Source organism: Methanobacterium sp. (assembly GCF_038562635.1).
In the GTDB taxonomy this organism is placed as follows: domain Archaea; phylum Methanobacteriota; class Methanobacteria; order Methanobacteriales; family Methanobacteriaceae; genus Methanobacterium_D.
This window is the reverse complement of the sequence record NZ_JBCFBO010000002.1, coordinates 374,983-391,946: the sequence shown is the minus strand read 5'-3', so window position 1 is coordinate 391,946 and position 16,964 is coordinate 374,983. Positions and strand designations below refer to the sequence as shown.

At 31.7% G+C, this 16,964-nt stretch carries 16 protein-coding genes; 9 read left to right on the top strand and 7 right to left on the bottom strand.

From position 1 onward, the window contains the following. Window positions 1-108 precede the first annotated feature (108 nt). Together AAGU07_RS13995 and AAGU07_RS13990 are read left to right on the top strand one after the other, a co-directional pair. Complete coding sequence (locus AAGU07_RS13995) at window positions 109-495, top strand: Fur family transcriptional regulator (protein WP_342459715.1); 387 nt, start codon at window positions 109-111, stop codon at window positions 493-495. 452 nt (window positions 496-947) lie between these two features. Beyond that, a complete protein-coding gene (locus AAGU07_RS13990; protein ID WP_342459714.1) occupies window positions 948-1,187 on the top strand; it encodes a hypothetical protein in 240 nt (79 codons plus the stop codon). Window positions 1,188-1,245: 58 nt separating this feature from the next. Here the strand turns inward: AAGU07_RS13990 and AAGU07_RS13985 are convergent, their stop codons facing one another. Continuing rightward, entirely contained in the window at window positions 1,246-1,935 is a 690-nt protein-coding gene (locus AAGU07_RS13985; RefSeq protein WP_342459713.1) for a class I SAM-dependent methyltransferase, read from the bottom strand. Window positions 1,936-1,984: 49 nt separating this feature from the next. Further along, window positions 1,985-2,119 (bottom strand): hypothetical protein, encoded by a 135-nt coding sequence (locus AAGU07_RS13980; RefSeq protein WP_342459712.1) that lies wholly within the window; start codon window positions 2,117-2,119, stop codon window positions 1,985-1,987. A gap of 108 nt (window positions 2,120-2,227) precedes the next feature. Here AAGU07_RS13980 and AAGU07_RS13975 point away from each other — a divergent pair, with 108 nt between their 5' ends. The 4 genes from AAGU07_RS13975 to AAGU07_RS13960 all read left to right on the top strand — a co-directional run bounded on the left by AAGU07_RS13975 (window position 2,228) and on the right by AAGU07_RS13960 (window position 7,342). Next, window positions 2,228-3,295 carry an NAD(P)-binding protein gene (locus AAGU07_RS13975; protein WP_342459711.1) on the top strand — a complete coding sequence of 356 codons (1,068 nt, stop codon included), beginning with the start codon at window positions 2,228-2,230 and terminating at the stop codon, window positions 3,293-3,295. A gap of 92 nt (window positions 3,296-3,387) precedes the next feature. Next, entirely contained in the window at window positions 3,388-4,995 is a 1,608-nt protein-coding gene (ade, locus tag AAGU07_RS13970; RefSeq protein WP_342459710.1) for an adenine deaminase, read from the top strand. 13 nt (window positions 4,996-5,008) lie between these two features. Beyond that, on the top strand, window positions 5,009-5,887 hold the full coding sequence (locus tag AAGU07_RS13965; protein ID WP_342459709.1) for an MBL fold metallo-hydrolase: 879 nt from the start codon (window positions 5,009-5,011) through the stop codon (window positions 5,885-5,887). Between the two features lie 228 nt (window positions 5,888-6,115). Further along, window positions 6,116-7,342 carry a histidine kinase dimerization/phosphoacceptor domain -containing protein gene (locus AAGU07_RS13960; RefSeq protein ID WP_342459708.1) on the top strand — a complete coding sequence of 409 codons (1,227 nt, stop codon included), beginning with the start codon at window positions 6,116-6,118 and terminating at the stop codon, window positions 7,340-7,342. Between the two features lie 67 nt (window positions 7,343-7,409). Here the strand turns inward: AAGU07_RS13960 and AAGU07_RS13955 are convergent, their stop codons facing one another. Then, the gene (locus AAGU07_RS13955; protein WP_342459707.1) at window positions 7,410-8,030 is read right to left on the bottom strand and encodes a DUF447 domain-containing protein; all 621 of its coding nucleotides are present in this window, start codon (window positions 8,028-8,030) and stop codon (window positions 7,410-7,412) included. An 895-nt stretch (window positions 8,031-8,925) separates the two neighbouring features. Between AAGU07_RS13955 and AAGU07_RS13950 the strand changes: the two genes are divergently transcribed. Next, window positions 8,926-9,495 carry a GMP synthase subunit A gene (locus AAGU07_RS13950; RefSeq protein WP_342459706.1) on the top strand — a complete coding sequence of 190 codons (570 nt, stop codon included), beginning with the start codon at window positions 8,926-8,928 and terminating at the stop codon, window positions 9,493-9,495. A 73-nt stretch (window positions 9,496-9,568) separates the two neighbouring features. Here AAGU07_RS13950 and AAGU07_RS13945 read toward each other — a convergent pair whose 3' ends face one another. From AAGU07_RS13945 to AAGU07_RS13930, 4 genes are all read right to left on the bottom strand, one after another. Beyond that, a complete protein-coding gene (locus AAGU07_RS13945; protein WP_342459705.1) occupies window positions 9,569-11,179 on the bottom strand; it encodes an NAD(P)/FAD-dependent oxidoreductase in 1,611 nt (536 codons plus the stop codon). A 259-nt stretch (window positions 11,180-11,438) separates the two neighbouring features. Continuing rightward, window positions 11,439-11,915, bottom strand: coding sequence for a GtrA family protein (locus tag AAGU07_RS13940; RefSeq protein WP_342459704.1), 477 nt, complete (start codon window positions 11,913-11,915; stop codon window positions 11,439-11,441). Between the two features lie 317 nt (window positions 11,916-12,232). Continuing rightward, on the bottom strand, window positions 12,233-13,666 hold the full coding sequence (locus tag AAGU07_RS13935; RefSeq protein WP_342459703.1) for a DUF2142 domain-containing protein: 1,434 nt from the start codon (window positions 13,664-13,666) through the stop codon (window positions 12,233-12,235). Window positions 13,667-13,790: 124 nt separating this feature from the next. After that, window positions 13,791-14,315 (bottom strand): hypothetical protein, encoded by a 525-nt coding sequence (locus tag AAGU07_RS13930; RefSeq protein WP_342459702.1) that lies wholly within the window; start codon window positions 14,313-14,315, stop codon window positions 13,791-13,793. Between the two features lie 387 nt (window positions 14,316-14,702). On the opposite strand from AAGU07_RS13930, the gene AAGU07_RS13925 reads away from it, so the two are divergent. Then, the gene (locus AAGU07_RS13925; protein ID WP_342459701.1) at window positions 14,703-15,674 is read left to right on the top strand and encodes a tetratricopeptide repeat protein; all 972 of its coding nucleotides are present in this window, start codon (window positions 14,703-14,705) and stop codon (window positions 15,672-15,674) included. A gap of 270 nt (window positions 15,675-15,944) precedes the next feature. Continuing rightward, window positions 15,945-16,871 carry a glutamine-hydrolyzing GMP synthase gene (gene guaA / locus AAGU07_RS13920; protein WP_342459700.1) on the top strand — a complete coding sequence of 309 codons (927 nt, stop codon included), beginning with the start codon at window positions 15,945-15,947 and terminating at the stop codon, window positions 16,869-16,871. Window positions 16,872-16,964: the final 93 nt, after the last annotated feature.

The following is a 16,964-nucleotide window of genomic DNA, read 5'->3' as shown; positions in this document are numbered from 1 at the left end:
AGAAAATATTTGAATTTTCTCTAAATATATTTATTTCTATATAGAACTCAGTTCTATATAAGTTTTTCTTCGATACCTTTTTATTTAAATCGTACTATAGTTATTACTATGAAAAAGGAATTGAGAGCACATGGAGTTAAAATTACTCCACAAAGGCTGGAGATAATTGGGAAATTAGAAGAGTTAGGAAGTTCTCATCCTTCATTTAATGATGTTTACAAAGCTGTAGAAGATACATATCCAAGTATTAGCCGTTCTACTGTATATGAAAATTTGAAGTTACTTGTTGAACTGGGTATCATAAGCAGTTTTCATTACAACGGTGAAATTCACTATGAAATGAATCTTGATCCCCATGTAAACATGGTAAGATCTGATGGGGCAATAAAAGACATTAGGAATGCTGAAATTAAAGAACATCTAAAGGAAATAGAACGAATTATAAACAAAGAGAAAGGAATTAAAATTAAAAATTTACTGGTCATTGTAGAATAATCAGATAGATTTTACAGGTTTTATCCCAAACAGTTAATTATTTTTTAATAAGGAGGTCAGAGACCTGGTTCAACTCCAGATCCATTAACTAAATATTTTTTGGAGGATAAATAGGTATGGTAGACCTATTTAACGTGTAGTACATGTTTGAAAATCTCTGATTTTCAACCGTAAAAAAAATCGTAGATTTTTTTTACATGTTTGTGAAACTCTCAAAAATTTGAAAAATTTTTGGAGTGCAAAACTAAAGTTTTGCTAATTTTTCAATTTCACAACACTCAAACACAAAGTGTTTGGTGCCTGCAAAATTTTTAATTTTGCGGCCGAGAAAACAGAGTTTCCTACGGCATCGGAAATTCTGAGAATTTTCGAATGCCGCGAAAAATTGGAAATTTTTCGCATGTTTGAAAATCCGAGGTTTTCAACCGTAAAAAAATCTTAGATTTTTTTACATGTTTGATCAAATATTTAAAAAATATGATTTTAAGCTATTTTTTGGCAGAAGAAGGCTTGAAACCATATTTGGATTTGTTTTGTTTGTAAACATGGTTTTAAGTGATACATTTGAGCTGAGGATGACTCAAAACCATATTTTCATAACTTCCACATTTTTAGGTGAACCTAAATATCGAAAGTTAGGTATACTTAAATTCTTCATTGTATATAAAGTTTTAGGCTTTCCTAAAAATTAGTGAAGTATTTTGAAACATTCAATTAAAAAATAATTCAAAAATAAAAATCAATTCAATTTTAAATAAATTTCAGATGAACAATCCTGTTACCAAATCTATATTTAAAGGTTGGAATTAATGACAACCAGCGTATTATTCTCCATCTATCTTTATGGTAATCAAAATAATGCCAGTCATCAATAAATTTAATGTGGGAGTTTAATTTCTCAATTTCTTTTCCTTTTTTGATTCCCCATTGAAGTCGAGCTTCTATTTGGTACTGATCCTTGATAAGATCCTGTTTCTGATTTTGTTTTACCAGTGATGCAGGTGTGGTCTCAAGAAGCATTTCAGAACCTTTAAATGCAGCGGCTAATTTATCCATTATACCTTTAACTTCCTGTTCTGTGAGATACATGAATATTCCTTCTGCAATTATCAAAATGTGTTCATTTATATTGATATCGTTTATCCATGAGTAATCAAAGACAGATCTAGCTATCATTTTGTGTCTTTCGCTTTCAGTGAAAAATTGCTTTCTGATATTAATTACCTCGGGTAAATCCAGGTCATACCAGCAAATTTTGCCGTTATCTACCCTTAAAAAGCGAGTATCAAGGCCGCAGCCAATATTGATGATTGCAGCATTAGGATATTTCCCAATAAAATCCTTCGCTGCTTTATCCAGAAGTTCAGTTCTAACAGCGACACTGACAAGTGTTGGCTCTTGATTCTTAAATTTAAAAAAGTCATAATCAATTTGATCCATTATTTCTACGGCGCTCAAAATTCCTTGAATTTTGGCGCCCCGAAAAATATCAAAATAGTAAATTTTGATATTTTTCTTGGGCTTTTTCATCTTTAACAATAGGATCATTATGTTTTGTTTCGGTTGCCCTGGCCCCCAAGGGAACCAGTAATGTTTCAGGTACGCCCGTTAATTTTTGTTCCATGCTTTAGCACCTTGGATATTAAGATTTAATAGCTAGTATCTAATTTATATAATGTGTTTCTATTTAATTTGATCAATAATTTATAAAATTATAGACAAAATTAATACTATGAAAGGGGTACAAATTTTAGGTGCAGGCCCTGCGGGGTTATCTGCAGCCATAAATCTCGCTCGATCTGGTTATAATGTAGATATTTTTGAAAAAAGTGCAGATGTGGGCTCGAGATTTCACGAAGAATTTCAGGGACTTGAAAACTGGTCTGATAAAGAAGATGTGCTTAAATTATTTAATGATATGAATATTGATGTCAATTTTAAATACAGTCCTTTTTTAAAACTTAAAATATTTAATGAATCTAAAATATGGGATTTTAGATGTAAAAGGCCCGCATTTTATCTTGTTAAGAGGGGATCAAAAGAAGAAACTTTAGATACTGCTTTAAAAAATCAAGCTTTAGATATGGGAGTAAATATTCATTTTAACGATATGATCTCTCAAAATGAAGCTGATATTATTGCAACAGGCCCTATAAAAGATAAAATTTATGCGGCAGCAAAGGGAATTACATTTAATACGTTCTCTAGAAATATGGCTATCGGGCTTGTTAACAATAATGCAGCTTTGAATGGTTATTCTTACCTTTTAATTGCAGATGGGCAGGGCTGCATGGCCACGGTTTTATTCAATAATTTTAACAACATGAATTCTTATTTTAAACAAACAAAAAAGATTTTTAATAATAAGTTTGATTTGAATTTGAAAAAAACAGGTAATATGGGCGGTGTAGGTGCTTTTTCCAGTGAAAATATTTTTAAACGTGGAAAGAGTTTGTATGTAGGGGAAGCTGCGGGTCTGCAGGATTTTTTATGGGGCTTTGGAATTAAAAGTGCTGTGACATCAGGATACCTTGCTGCAAAAAGTATAATTGATGGAAAAGATTACCAGAAATGCGCAGAAAAATTTTTTGAGGATAAATTAAAAGCAGGTATGGTTAACCGTTATTTATGGGAACGATTCTGTTTTTTAGATTATTCTTTTATTGTAAACAGAATTCATAGGGCAAAAGATCCCCTTAAATTCCTTAATTATTTTTACAATACTAATTTTATCCATAAAATGATTTATCCATTTGCTCACAGATATTTAAAGAGAAAATATGAAATTTTAAGTATTTAACTTTTTTAAAAAGAATATCTATAAAGAAAATACAGTTAAATAATTTATAAATATTAAATTTAGATAAGTCAATTTTATGGGGAGCGTTATCAATGATCAGAGGCAATTTAGTTAATCCGTTTACTGAAGAGATCTATCCTGCAGAAATAGAAGTACGTAATGGGATGGTAGAATGCGTGAAGCAAATTGAAGGTAAATTTAATCAGTATATTCTACCAGGATTTATCGATGCACATATACATATCGAAAGTTCAATGCTCACGCCTTCAAGGTTTGCAGAAGCAGTTGTACCACATGGAACAACGTCTGTTGTATCAGATCCCCATGAAATTGCCAATGTTCTGGGAACCCGTGGAATAAAATATATGATTGAGGATGCATCGACTGTCCCGCTTAAAGTGTTTTTTACAGCCCCTTCATGTGTTCCTGCAACGCCGTTTGAAACTTCTGGTGCTGTAATTGGCTCAAAAGAGATCGATGAAATTCTTAAATATGATGAAATGGTTGCACTTGGAGAAATGATGAATTTTCCAGGGGTTCTATCAAATGATCCCGAAGTTATGGCCAAAATTAGAGCCGCGAAAAATTACAGAAAGCCTGTAGATGGGCATGCACCTCTTTTAAGTGGAAATGACCTCTGTAGATATATCGCAGCAGGAATTTCTACTGATCATGAATGCACATTGAAAGAGGAAGCAATTGAAAAAAGAAAGCTTGGAATGAAGGTGATGCTCAGGCAAGGTTCGTCTGCAAAAAATTTAGCAGATTTAATAGGTGCCGGCGGTGATTTCATTATATCTGATGATAAACATCCTGAAGATCTCTTAAAGGGGCATGTTAATTTAATGCTGAAGGAAGCTGTTGAACTGGGAGAAGATCCAGTTAAAGCAGTTAAGATGGTAACTATTAATCCTGCAGCTCATTATGGCTTAAATAATGGATTAATTGCTCCAGGAAAACCTGCAGATATTGTTGTAGTAGATGATCTTAAAAATTTCAAAGTAAAAGAAGTTTATATAGATGGAAATATCGCTGCACGTGAAGGAAAAGCGTTATTTTCAGTTAATCCAGTTAAACTTGAAAGTACATTTAAAATAAGTTCCAAAAAACATGCAGATTTTGAAATTTCATCTTCCAAAGGAGAAGAAAAAGTAAGGGTAATTGATGTAATGGAGGGGCAGCTGCTTACTGAAGAATCTGAAGCAGTACTGTCTGCTGCAGATGGTAAAATAGATCCAGATATAAAAAATGATATTTTAAAAATATCAGTTCTTGAAAGATACGGCCGTAACAAAATGGCAACCGCATTTGTCCGTGGATTTGGACTTAAAGAGGGCGCAATTGCATCAAGTGTAGCTCATGATTCACATAATATCATTGCAGTTGGAACAAACACTCAGGACATGGCAGACGCTGTTAACAACCTTGTTAAAAATAACGGCGGGCTTGTAACAGCCTCTAATGGTTGTATACATTCCTTAAAACTTCCAATAGGTGGTTTAATGAGCACAAAATCTGTTGAAGATGTGGCGTTTAAACTCGAAGTTTTACATAATGCTGCGGCTGATATGGGATGCAAATTGGCATCGCCATTTATGACCATGTCATTTTTAGCCCTTCTTGTAATCCCAAAACTAAAAATAAGTGATATGGGACTATTTGATGTTGAAAAATTTGATTTTGTGGATGTTGTAAAGTGAATTTGGTGATCTCATGAAAGTTATACCGCTTGCCTTTGAAAGTATGGGCGTAAGGTCCATGGCTACATTCGTTGAAACTGACCAAAAAATATTGATAGACCCTGGGACATCTATAGCCCCTAAAAGGTTTAGATATCCTCCCTGGAAGGATGAATTCGATGCTTTACATGAGACGAGAGTTAGAATTGAAGAGTATGCAGAAAAAGCAGACATTATTACTATAAGCCATTACCATCATGACCACTACACCCCATTTGAACTTGGAAAATTTATGGATTCATCTCCAAAGGCTGCAGAGAAACTGTATCAAGGAAAAAAATTATTTATTAAACACCCCACTTCTCAAATCAATAAAAGCCAGCAAAAACGAGCTTCTGATTTTTTAAAGAATTTGGAAGGCTTGAACTGTGAAGTATCCTATGCAGATGGTCAATCATTTGAAGTGGGAGATACATCTATTAAATTTTCAAATCCGCTTCCTCACGGTTCTCAAGGAAGTAAATTAGGTTATGTAGTAGCTGTAACAATTAGGTGGAATGGAAAAACTTTTATGCACGCATCTGACGTCCAAGGCCCTATTTCTGGGGAAGCAAAGGATGTTATTCTCGAAGAAAAACCAGATATGCTGGTATTAAGCGGACCTCCTATTTATCTTGCAGGATATGCCGTTGAGAGAAAAGATATTGAAAAAGCTCGAATCAATTTAATTGAAATAGCGGAAAAAATACCTAAAGTAGTATTGGACCATCACCTTTTAAGGAGTACAAGATATCTCAATTTTATAAAGTCAGTGGAGAAAGAATCTGGCAGTGAAATAAGGGTAGCATCTCAAATAATAGGTAAAGAACCTGATTTATTAGAGGCAAGGCGAAAGCAATTTTATAGGGCTTAAATTTATTGAGAGTACCTGACTATTTATTTAAAGTTTTTAAAACGTGATGGCGGTTAAATCATATATACTTCGTATTATGTGGGTGGAATAGCCTTAAAAAAGTAAAATTCTGTTTTAAATAAAAAAACTTATATTGTAATAAAATTAAATATGACCATCTTATTACATTAAATGCCATTAAATAGTCAATAGTTCAAAGTATAAGCTTAAAGACTTAAGGATGATAAGATGGATGATAAGTACGTTAACGTTCTTTTGATAGAGGATAATCTTACAGACACAGCTTTAATACGAGAAATGTTAAAGGAAGTACGAAAACCTAGATTTAAGTTACATAATACTCGCCGCCTTGAAGATGGATTAAACTATATCGAAAAAAATGGGGCAGATGTGCTGTTACTGGATTTAAATTTACCTGATAGTTTTGGCTTTGATACATTTCTGAAAGCTAAAGAAAGAGTACCTCAAAGCCCTATAGTTATATTAAGTGCTTTCGATGATGAAGATGTCGCGATTAATGCAGTTAAAGGCGAAGCACAGGATTATTTAATTAAAGGAAAGGTTGACAGCAGTCTCCTGTCACGATCTATATCATATGCAATCGAGCGTAAAGCAATTGAAGGTGAATTGATAAGGCACAGAGATCATCTTGAGGAACTGGTTCAAGAAAGAACAATTGAACTTCAGGAAGCAAATAAAAAGCTTAAAAATGAAATTGAAGAACGTAAAATGGCTGAAGAGGAGATCAAAGCATCACTTGAGGAAAAGAATATACTCCTTGAAGAGATACATAATCGGGTTGAAAATAATTTACAGACAATATCTAATCTTATGGGACTTGAATATACTCAGCTCAATGATAAAGAACCTATTGAGATTTATCAAGAAAGCCAAAACCGTGTTAAAGCTATAGCTTTAATTCATGAGACTCTCTCTAGATCTGAAGACTTTGCAATAATTGATTTTAATAAATATGCTCATGATTTAATTGATCATCTGTTTAAGTCATATGCAGTTGATAAAAATATAAATGCGAATATAAAAATAGATGGAATTCTGCTGGATATAGATACCGCAGTTCCATGTGGTCTAATTCTAAATGAACTTGTCACCAACTCCATAAAACATGCTTTTCCCTCATGGTATTTTGAAGATCGTAAACTCTTAAAAGGTAGGTTTACACCACCATCTAACGAATTTGTAAATGATGAATTTACAGGTCAAAATAAGATAACTGGAGAAATAAACATTACATTTATGCCGGATGATGGTAATTTCACATTAAAAGTTGGAGACAATGGAATTGGATTACCTGATGACATTGATTTTAGATATGCAGAAACTAGTGGGATTCAACTGGTGAATGCATTGGTGAGACAGCTTGATGGGCTCATTGATCTTGAAAAGAATAATGGTTGTGAATTTAAAATTATATTTAGAGAGTCCAGTGTATAAATAAAATTTTAAAAGGCTATTCTTTTTAAATTTATATATTTATTATATTATTTTTCAATTAAAAGGTTTATCCATCATTTTCAATATATTTTAGAATATTTTGCATCGCTTTTTTATGATCCAAGCTTCCTACACGGTTTACAGTTCTTGACATTTCATGGATCCGTTCTAAATATTCTTTTGCAGTATTTTCATCTACCATTTTAATTCTTGTTAAATAAACAAGTGATTCTATTATTGCAAAAATAGCCCTGTTTAAAGGTTCAACACCTTCTTTTTTAATAATAACTTCATTTACACGGGCTTTTATTATGGTCATCTTGGATTTGCTGATATTATCTTCTTTTTCAATTTCTTTAGTGTTGATTACACTTGCTGTAAAAAACGCATCTGTATTTTTAATGTAAAACTCATTACCCTGCTTTTTAAAATGATCAGAGGAAAGATCTCCAGTGGTGCAACCTACAAAAACTAGAGGATCTTTTAGTATATTTACAACAAATTTGGAGTTAGCTTTTATATTTTCAAGAGTATGGGTTCCTTCAAAAAGATTCAGCACGATTTCATTTTTATTTTTGCAGATAACTCCTATAGGGGCTGCATTTGGTACTCCATTCCTATTTTGAGTGGTTATAATTGTTTCATAGAGTAATCCCTTTTTCATCCCAAGAGATTCAAGATCTTGCATATGTTCACCCTGCTAATTTTTAATGTAACGCTCATGTCCTATGATCATGTGCACAGTTCATGCTTTATGTTAAATTATAATATCAATTAATTATATGAAATTATATTTGGAAGAGTGTAATTTACTTAACCATATGACCCATAAAAATTCAAAGTAACATCTGCACAACTATTTAGACATGAGAGTAATGTATTTGATTTAGTTGGTCGATGTAATAAATTTAATTATGATAGGGGAATCTATTTTTTTAAGTTAGACTAATTATAAATGGCTATTTAAATTTAATCTTATAAAAACCGGATTTAAATTAAAAATAGCATGTTTAATAAATTAGTTGTGCATTAAATCTAAAATAAACTATTGAATAAATAGAAAAGAGGTAAATTGCTTTAATTTATCTGTCCCTGCCTTTAAGGATATACCTGATAAATGTTAGATGGTGTAAATTATATTGTCTTATGTAATTGTTATGATTGCTTAATTTTAACTTGAAATAAAATTAAATGGAGTTAAACTGTTTTATCCGTATCTGTCCCTGCCTTTAAGGATATACCTGATAAATGTTAGATGGTGTAAACTATATTGTCTTATGTAAGATTATTGTTATGATTGCTTAATTTTAACTTGAAATAAAATTAAATGGAGTTAAACTGTTTTATCCGTATCTGTCCCTGCCTTTTAAAAAGATATACACGATAAAGGCTATGACAAGTATGATGATTATTGGTAGCAAGAACCATATTATCTTGAGTAAAATTACTGCAACTATAATAGCTATTATTATATATATGATATCTCTAAATTCCATATATCCTAATTGTATTTTAATATATTTATACATTTTTATGTTTACATGACTTAATTTACTAATAAAACAATATTTGGGAGATATATAATGAAAATACTTGTTATAAATAATCATGGACAGTACAATCACAGAATCCATAGAACATTACATTATTTAAAGATTCCTTCAGAACTAATTCCGAATTCAACATCTATTGATGAAATAAATGAAAAAGAACCCGTAGGCCTCATACTAGGTGGAGGACCATCTATAGAAAGGACAGGAAATTGCTTTGAATATGTTAAAGAACTGGATTACCCTATTTTAGGGATTTGCCTTGGCCACCAGATCATAGCAAAAGCTTATGGTGGAGAAGTAGGATCTGCAGGGATGGAAAGTTATGCAAAAATTGAAATTACCATAAAAGAAGAGAATGATATATTTAAGGGACTTGGAGACACCATGAAAGTCTGGACATCTCATAAAGATGAAGTCACAAAGTTACCTGAAGGTTTTAAACTGCTTGCAACATCCCCAATTTGTGAAATTGAAGCAATGAAGCATGAAACCAAACCGTTGTATGGTATACAGTTCCACCCTGAAGTTCATCACACTGAAAACGGGCCAAAACTACTGGAAAATTTCTATGAATTTTGTAAGAACTACTCCTGTCAGTAAAAAATAAATTAATTCACTTTTTAAATTTTAAAAATAAAATTAGAAAATTAGTGCCATTTTAGGCGCTAAATACTTATTTTTCTTCATGATACTCTTCTTCGGTATTTATACACCAGAGATTATCCTTGGAAGTGACTCCTTTTATAATATTATCAACTGCAGTCATTGCGGTAAGCATAGAGTGGTCCATATTGTTATATCTGTGCATTCCGTTTCTTCCAATTAAAAACAGGTTTTCAAACTTATTTGTGAAGTCTTTAACGGTGTCAAACTGGTCATAAGTACCAAAGTATGCAGGATAAGTTTTTTGAACTCGTATTACTACGTTGTCAAGCACGTCTTTTTTGTCGATGATGTCAATTTTTGCAAGTTCGTCTATGGCAAATTTTGAGAAGTCTTCATCGCTCATAGTCCAGTATTCATCTCCTTCATCACAGAAGTATTCAAGACCAATCCATGTTTTAGAATCATCATTTACCAGATAAGGGCTCCAGTTGTTGAATATTTGAAGCCTACCAATTTTAACATCACGTTCCTGTATATAAATCCAGTTATCAGGGACTATATTATTGATAGTTTTTTGGTTAGTTTCATTTTTTATTTTAAGTTCATTTAAAAGTAAACCTACTGTAATAAAGTCACGGTATATTAATCCGTTTGCAACATCTTGAACATTTTGAGGTACATTTTCTGTAGCGTTAATTAAGTCCTTAACAGGCATTGTTGAGAAGAAATAATCCCCTTCTACTGATTTTATTTCACCTGTTTCGGCGTCTTTAATTTTAATCTGTTTTACTCCATTACCATCATGTTCAATTCCAACAGCTTCCTGGTTGAAGTGTATTTCACCGCCGTTTTCAGTGATGATTCTTGCTACTTCTTCCCATATTTGTCCCGGCCCATATTTAGGGTACATAAATTGTCCTATCAAGCTTGTTTCTACGTTTTTCTGCTCTATGGAATCATTTTTTGAAAATCCACTTTTTAATGCATGAGTGATAACTTTAGTTATAGATAAACCTTTTACCCTTTGGGCTCCAAAATCGGGTGCAATCTCACTGCAGGAAACTCCCCATAGTTTTATATTGTAATCATCAAAAAAAGTGCCGTAAAGTTCTTTACCAAACCTGTTGATATAAAAGTCTTCAAGGGTATTTTCCTCTTTAATTGGAGATATGACGACTTTAACATAGCTTAAACCTATTTTAATCATTCTTAAGGCGCCTAAATTTTTAATGGTATTAGAATTTAATTTAATAGGATAATCAAAAAATTTTCTAAGGAAATAAATCCTTGAAAGGCGCCCTCGGTTAAGCATTACTTTATCTTCTTTTTCAGGATCAGGTGCTGCAATTTTCTCAGATTTTTCTTGCCCTATTTCTCTTTTTAAGCAGTCTTTATGTAATGGAACTTCTCTTCCAAGGGCTAAATCGTCCTTTGCAGGCACCCCTTGTAATGGCATGATATTCTGCCACCATTTCATAACCCGATCATTTTTTGAGAAAAATCTATGACCGCCTATGTCTATATGATTGCCCTTATATTCAACGGTTTTTGAGATTCCTCCAATATATTCGCTTTTTTCATAGATAATTGGTTTAATATCAGTTTTATCAAGTAATTCATAAGCTGCAGTTAATCCTGCAGGTCCTGCTCCTATTATAATCGCTGTTTTTTGACTCATATAGGTACTCCTTGCCTAAACGCTTGTTATTAGATTATTATCGATGTTTTTACTAAGCATCGCTTTTAGTATATTAACTATTTTTATATAATTGCAATTTCTGACTAATACTACTTGCGTATCATTTATAAATAATGTTAATTCATTGCAGAAATTTTTGGTTTAATAGTATATAAACAATTTTTTTTATAGATCAGTGTCTAAAACATTGTTACTAAACTATAATTGTAGTTTTTAATTGATAAGGATAGGGTTATCCTTATTTAAATAATGTTAATTTCCTTGCAAAAAAGTTCCAGAATAATACTAAAGCAGCGGTAACAACATTTGCCACATAAAAGCCTATATTATGACTTGAATTGTACAGATGAACATTGTAAAAAATTTGATAGAAACCAACGAAATCTACAAAGAACCACGTAAGTATTTCAGTTAGTACCATTCCTACAACGCCAATAACTGCAAAAATCACAAATTCTGACCACATATTGTCAAGTGCATGTTTATTAAAGACCCAGTTAACACTCAAAGCATAGTTAGCTATTAATCCTAAAATAAATGCCATTGGTGTAGCAATAAGATAATTTATATTAATGTTTATAAATATCATATATGCTGCAAATTGCACTAAAAATGCAGCTCCCCCAACGAACATGTAGCGGAAGAACTGGATATGTGTTTGATCTGTCTGATTTTTTAGTAATTTGTCTATAATAGTATCTTCTATATCTGTCATTTAATATCTCCATCTAAAATAAGTAGGATAATTATAAGCATGTATTATACTATTCTAAATTTTATTCAGTATAAATCTTTGCTATTTAGTTCCCATTTGTCCTGCATATATAATATTCATTTTAACATGCGTTATATTTTTCTATTTTTTATAAGAACGCGTTATTTATTGATTTTTATGGGTAATAATTATTTATAATAAATACTCAACTGGCAGATTATTAGAGTATATGAAATTAGGTTATTTATTAAAAATTGGGATATGTAAAATGATATTTTTAATTAAAACAAAATTTAAGCTTTAGTGTGTTAACTAATTTAGATGTAATAATCAAATATAAATATTGAAAGCGTAATTGACAGGAAAATAACAACATATGCAATTAATATTGGATTCAGGTTGTCATGAACAATTTTAATAACGGGTTTATCTTTAATAACCAGTTTATTACTGTCTATTTTTTCATAATAATTCTTAAAATCTCTTATTTTATATAGCAATAAGAATAGAAGCGGGAATATAGGAATGAAATATCTTCCTTGAATTCCGTCTATAACATTCTGCCCAACAGGAGTCCATGTAATATACACAAGGGCACAGGCAATAATGGCGTTAAGGATGAAAGTCGCTGCTGAGATTAATTTTTGATTTTTTGTTATATTTACCATGCTTTTATCCAGTAAAGCTACAGGAATTATTGTAATTAAATAAAAACCTAACCACCATGTAGGTAATGGGATATCCAGCCAGAAATTACCTACAAATAAAAATTGATAGGATAAGCCACGGCTAATAAATGTGTTTATTAGTAAGTATGGGAACCTGAAAGGATCTCCTAGAAGGTAGATGATTTGGCCTGAAATAGATACTTGAGGTATAATTGGGGCATAAAGCCCGTTAACAATAAGATTCCAGATACCTACAACTGCGACCACGACTAAAAATAAAGATCCTGTTACTAAAATCCTGTTTTTCCGGTTTCCAAATTTTTGTGCAGGAATAAGGAAGATCAAAAATAACAGTAGGATATAATTACTTTTTGCAAGCCCTACCAGCAGGAGGAGTATACCTAAAATATAAACCTCTTTAAAGCCTATTCTCTTTTTATTATCATCAAATGCGTATTTGAAGAAAATTGCAATGATTAAAAAGGATATTCCCAGTAAAAAACTATCTGCAGAAAGTGACGCTGCCTCAAAAATTGTCATTGGGAGCAATGCTAACATAAAGAAAACCCATTTGTGGACAGGAGTTATTTTGATTGCCAGATATGTGAGAAAAATCCATACCAGCAGGTTTGCTAATCTTCCAATGTACATCAGTACTAAAGGAGCTAAATTAAATAATTTACCGAGATCTATAGCAAATGCAGATACTAAATAAGGGACAGGAGAATAAGTAATTACTGCAATTCTTGAAATATCTTCAAAAACCATATTCTTACTGTTAAATGGCAAATGTAGGAGAGGAGCTAAATTTGTCTTATTGTCTCTGTCCTGAAGGAATGTATACCATTCCTGATTAACTGTATCTGATGTAAACTTCACACTTTCTGGAACGTAAACACCTGACAGGTTACCTAATTTTTCAGGCACTATATGCCCTTCGCTTACATATAATGACCTGTAAAAGTGTTCGTATTCATCAGGGACCTGAAAAGCCGGAGTCGCAATAAGGAAACCTAATCCATAAATTAGCCCTATAATAAGAAAAGCGGTTTGAGGGTTGATATCTCTGAACTTGTTCATCATTGACACAGACTCGGAATTTTTATTTATAATATCTGATGGATTGAATTATCAAAATTGAGGTTAATATATTTCCATGTTAATCAATAAAAAGTTATTCTATTAACTTTCTAAATAGCAGTACTAACTAGGAACTGGAATTCAGGAATTTAAATTTTTCAGGGTTTGCAGATATGATTTTATTTTCATTATTTTTGTAAACTGAAATATTTTCTTTTAATTGATTTATCTGTGGATACAGATCAACTGGGTTAACTTTTTCCTGCCCCTGATTTAAATCATTATTTTTCACTTTGTTTAGATATATTTGAAAATCTAGTAATTTGGATGTAGTTTGTAACATAAGAATATCATTATTAATATAATCTTTATAAAGGTTATTTGCATAGGATAATGCACTATTATCGTTTTCTAAAGCTTTTGATATTTCATCTGAGCTTTTTTGAAACATTGTAACAGCATTTGCATAATCATTTTTGTTTGCATAAGCGCTTGCCTGGGCTGAATAATTATTAGCAGCGGTTTTATGAATTAAGGATGTTTGTAAGTATTCCTGAGTTTTTGAGAGGTTGTACTGTTCATATCCATAGTATCCACATAATCCTATTGTAATGATTAGTATAACAGTTAAAATTTTATATTTTTGGTTCAAAAAATCCCCCTATCTATATTAAAATCAGGTTCAACACTTTGATTAGTTTTTATGGCAGTTGTTATTTATAACTATATTGGCCCAGTTGTTATTAATATCAATAAACTAAAATAATTATATAAATTATAAAGATGGACTATATTGAAATTCATATAAATTAAAAATTTCAATTGATTATATTTTAAAAATAGGGTTCTAAATTCAATAAATCGGAAAATTCAATGTTTTGGGATATTGTACGGATTAATATGGTTTAATTAAATTTCGATAAAATTTTATAGGTTTATATGGTATAAATGGGATATAAAAATTATTTATCCATTATAATTTGAATTTCACATAATAAAATTTGAATATGTTGAATTATGAGATATGCAGGTGTTGTTTATGAGTTCATCCAATGATAATAAAAAAGAATCGTTAATTAAACTGGCTACAAACATTATGGGTCATAATCAATCTTTAGAAAGCTTTAATAAAGGTTTAGAACTTGTTGATGAAGCATTAGAATTGGATCCAGATTATGCTTTAGCATGGAATCTTAAGGGCAACGTGCTTATCGGGATGGCCAATATTGAAGAAGGAATTGAATGTTTAGATAAGGCTATAGAACTAGATCCTGAATTAGCAGCTCCATGGTATAGTAAAGCTCTGGTTTATCAAAACTTAGGTAAATATGAAGAAGCAGTTGAGTACTATGATAAATCTCTGAATTTAGGCTTTAAAAACTTTGAAAATCGCTATGTGGATATTTACTTTAGAAAAGGGCTAATTTTAAACCAGATCGGTCGATACGAGGATGCAGTTGAATCATTTGATGAAATCCTGAAAATAAATCCATATAGTTTTGACGCGTTAGTTAGCAAGAGTTTAGCTCTTGGATTCCTTAGTAAATATGATGAAGAGCTAGAATGCTTAGAAAAAGTTTTAGAACTGGATCCTGAAAATCCTATGATTTGGGCTAATAAAAGTGCGGTTCTTAATGAGCTTAAAAAGTTTGAAGAAGCTCTTAAATGTACAGATAAAGCCCTTGAAATTCTTGAAGATAAAGGGTTAGGTGTGCAAAATAAAAATCAAAACAAGCAGGTCACATGGCATGTCCGAGGAAACAGTTTTCTGGGCCTTAAAAAGTACAATGAAGCTGTAAAAAGTTTTGATAAATCTTTGAAATTATATTCTGAAGGGGATATACCTCAAGTGTATATCGATAGTTTAATTGGTAAAGGTAATGCTCTTGCAGGCCTTAATAAATTCGAAGAAGCTTTAAAATGTTATAATAACGCACTGGAATTGAGTCCGGATTCTGTGGCTGCTAAAAAAGGAAAAGCAGATATTGCCGCGTATAAATCTGAAAAATAATAACGAAATTTTTCTTGTATTTTTATGAATAGATACTAAAAATTATAAGGATTAATGGTGATATTAATCTTTAAAGAGTTCTGGAACATAGTACTGATATTATGATTTATGTTACCTGAATTAACTTAACTGGCTTGAAATTATAAAATTTTCAGTCCAGTATTGTATTTGCGAATTTAAAAAAAATGACTTGCATAACTTATAAAATATAACAGCATAAAATACTTTATTTAAATAAATGAAAATTTTAACAGTTTTTAGGTGAAAAAAATGCTTGATCCATCTGATTTTATAAAGGAATCAATTGAAGGAATTAAAAAACAAATAGGAGACGAAAAAGCAATAATAGCTCTTTCTGGAGGGGTAGATAGTTCTGTTGCATCAGTATTAGTCTCTGAGGCGATAGGAGATAACCTCCTGGCAGTGTTTGTTGATCACGGCCTTTTACGTGAAGGAGAGGCTGAATACGTTAAAGAAACATTTGAACCAAGACTTAATTTTGACTGCATTGATGCAAGTGCTGAATTTTTAAAGGAACTTGAAGGAGTAGAAGATCCTGAAGAAAAACGAAAAATTATAGGTGAAGTTTTTATAAGAGTCTTTGAAAGAGAAGCAGAAAAAGAAGGTGCTAAATTTTTAGTACAGGGTACAATTGCACCGGACTGGATAGAAAGTGAGGGGAAAATTAAATCCCACCACAATGTAGCTTTACCTCATGGGCTGGTTTTAGAACTGGTAGAACCTATAAGGGAGCTTTACAAGGACGAAGTGAGAGTTGTAGGAAGTGAAATGGGTCTTCCAGATGAAATAGTCAATAGACAGCCATTCCCTGGTCCTGGACTTGCAGTCCGTGTGGTTGGAAAATTAACTCCTGATAAAATAGAAATCTGCAGAAAGGCTAATGCTATCGTGGAAGAAGAAGTTAAAAAAGAAGGACTTGACGAATCGCTCTGGCAGTACTTTGCAGTTTTAACAGATACTAAAGTTACAGGAGTTAAAGGAGATATAAGGGACTTTGGATACCTTGTAGTTTTACGTATGGTGGAATCGTGGGATGCAATGACAGCCAATGTGCCTGAACTTCCATGGGAAATGATAAGGACAATTTCAGCACGAATTACTGCTGAAGTTTCTGAAGTAACTCATGTGGCTCTTTCAGTCAGTGATAAACCACCTAGCACTATTGAGTTTGCATAAAATCTTTAAAAGAGATTTATCAAATTATTTTTTATTTTTCACTTATTTTTATTTAAATACTACGTTGATTGCACATTCTGAAAATAACTTAAA

Bases quoted from the DNA above. Each gene is read 5' to 3' on its own strand.
- AAGU07_RS13980 (WP_342459712.1), bottom strand. From the start codon at position 2,119: ATGGAACAAAAATTAACGGGCGTACCTGAAACATTACTGGTTCCCTTG.
- AAGU07_RS13945 (WP_342459705.1), bottom strand. From the start codon at position 11,179: ATGAGTCAAAAAACAGCGATTATAATAGGAGCAGGACCTGCAGGATTA.
- guaA (WP_342459700.1), top strand. From the start codon at position 15,945: ATGCTTGATCCATCTGATTTTATAAAGGAATCAATTGAAGGAATTAAA.
- AAGU07_RS13940 (WP_342459704.1), bottom strand. From the start codon at position 11,915: ATGACAGATATAGAAGATACTATTATAGACAAATTACTAAAAAATCAG.
- AAGU07_RS13985 (WP_342459713.1), bottom strand. From the start codon at position 1,935: ATGGATCAAATTGATTATGACTTTTTTAAATTTAAGAATCAAGAGCCA.
- AAGU07_RS13955 (WP_342459707.1), bottom strand. From the start codon at position 8,030: ATGCAAGATCTTGAATCTCTTGGGATGAAAAAGGGATTACTCTATGAA.
- AAGU07_RS13990 (WP_342459714.1), top strand. From the start codon at position 948: ATGTTTGATCAAATATTTAAAAAATATGATTTTAAGCTATTTTTTGGC.
- AAGU07_RS13950 (WP_342459706.1), top strand. From the start codon at position 8,926: ATGAAAATACTTGTTATAAATAATCATGGACAGTACAATCACAGAATC.
- ade (WP_342459710.1), top strand. From the start codon at position 3,388: ATGATCAGAGGCAATTTAGTTAATCCGTTTACTGAAGAGATCTATCCT.
- AAGU07_RS13935 (WP_342459703.1), bottom strand. From the start codon at position 13,666: ATGATGAACAAGTTCAGAGATATCAACCCTCAAACCGCTTTTCTTATT.
- AAGU07_RS13975 (WP_342459711.1), top strand. From the start codon at position 2,228: ATGAAAGGGGTACAAATTTTAGGTGCAGGCCCTGCGGGGTTATCTGCA.
- AAGU07_RS13965 (WP_342459709.1), top strand. From the start codon at position 5,009: ATGAAAGTTATACCGCTTGCCTTTGAAAGTATGGGCGTAAGGTCCATG.
- AAGU07_RS13995 (WP_342459715.1), top strand. From the start codon at position 109: ATGAAAAAGGAATTGAGAGCACATGGAGTTAAAATTACTCCACAAAGG.
- AAGU07_RS13925 (WP_342459701.1), top strand. From the start codon at position 14,703: ATGAGTTCATCCAATGATAATAAAAAAGAATCGTTAATTAAACTGGCT.
- AAGU07_RS13960 (WP_342459708.1), top strand. From the start codon at position 6,116: ATGGATGATAAGTACGTTAACGTTCTTTTGATAGAGGATAATCTTACA.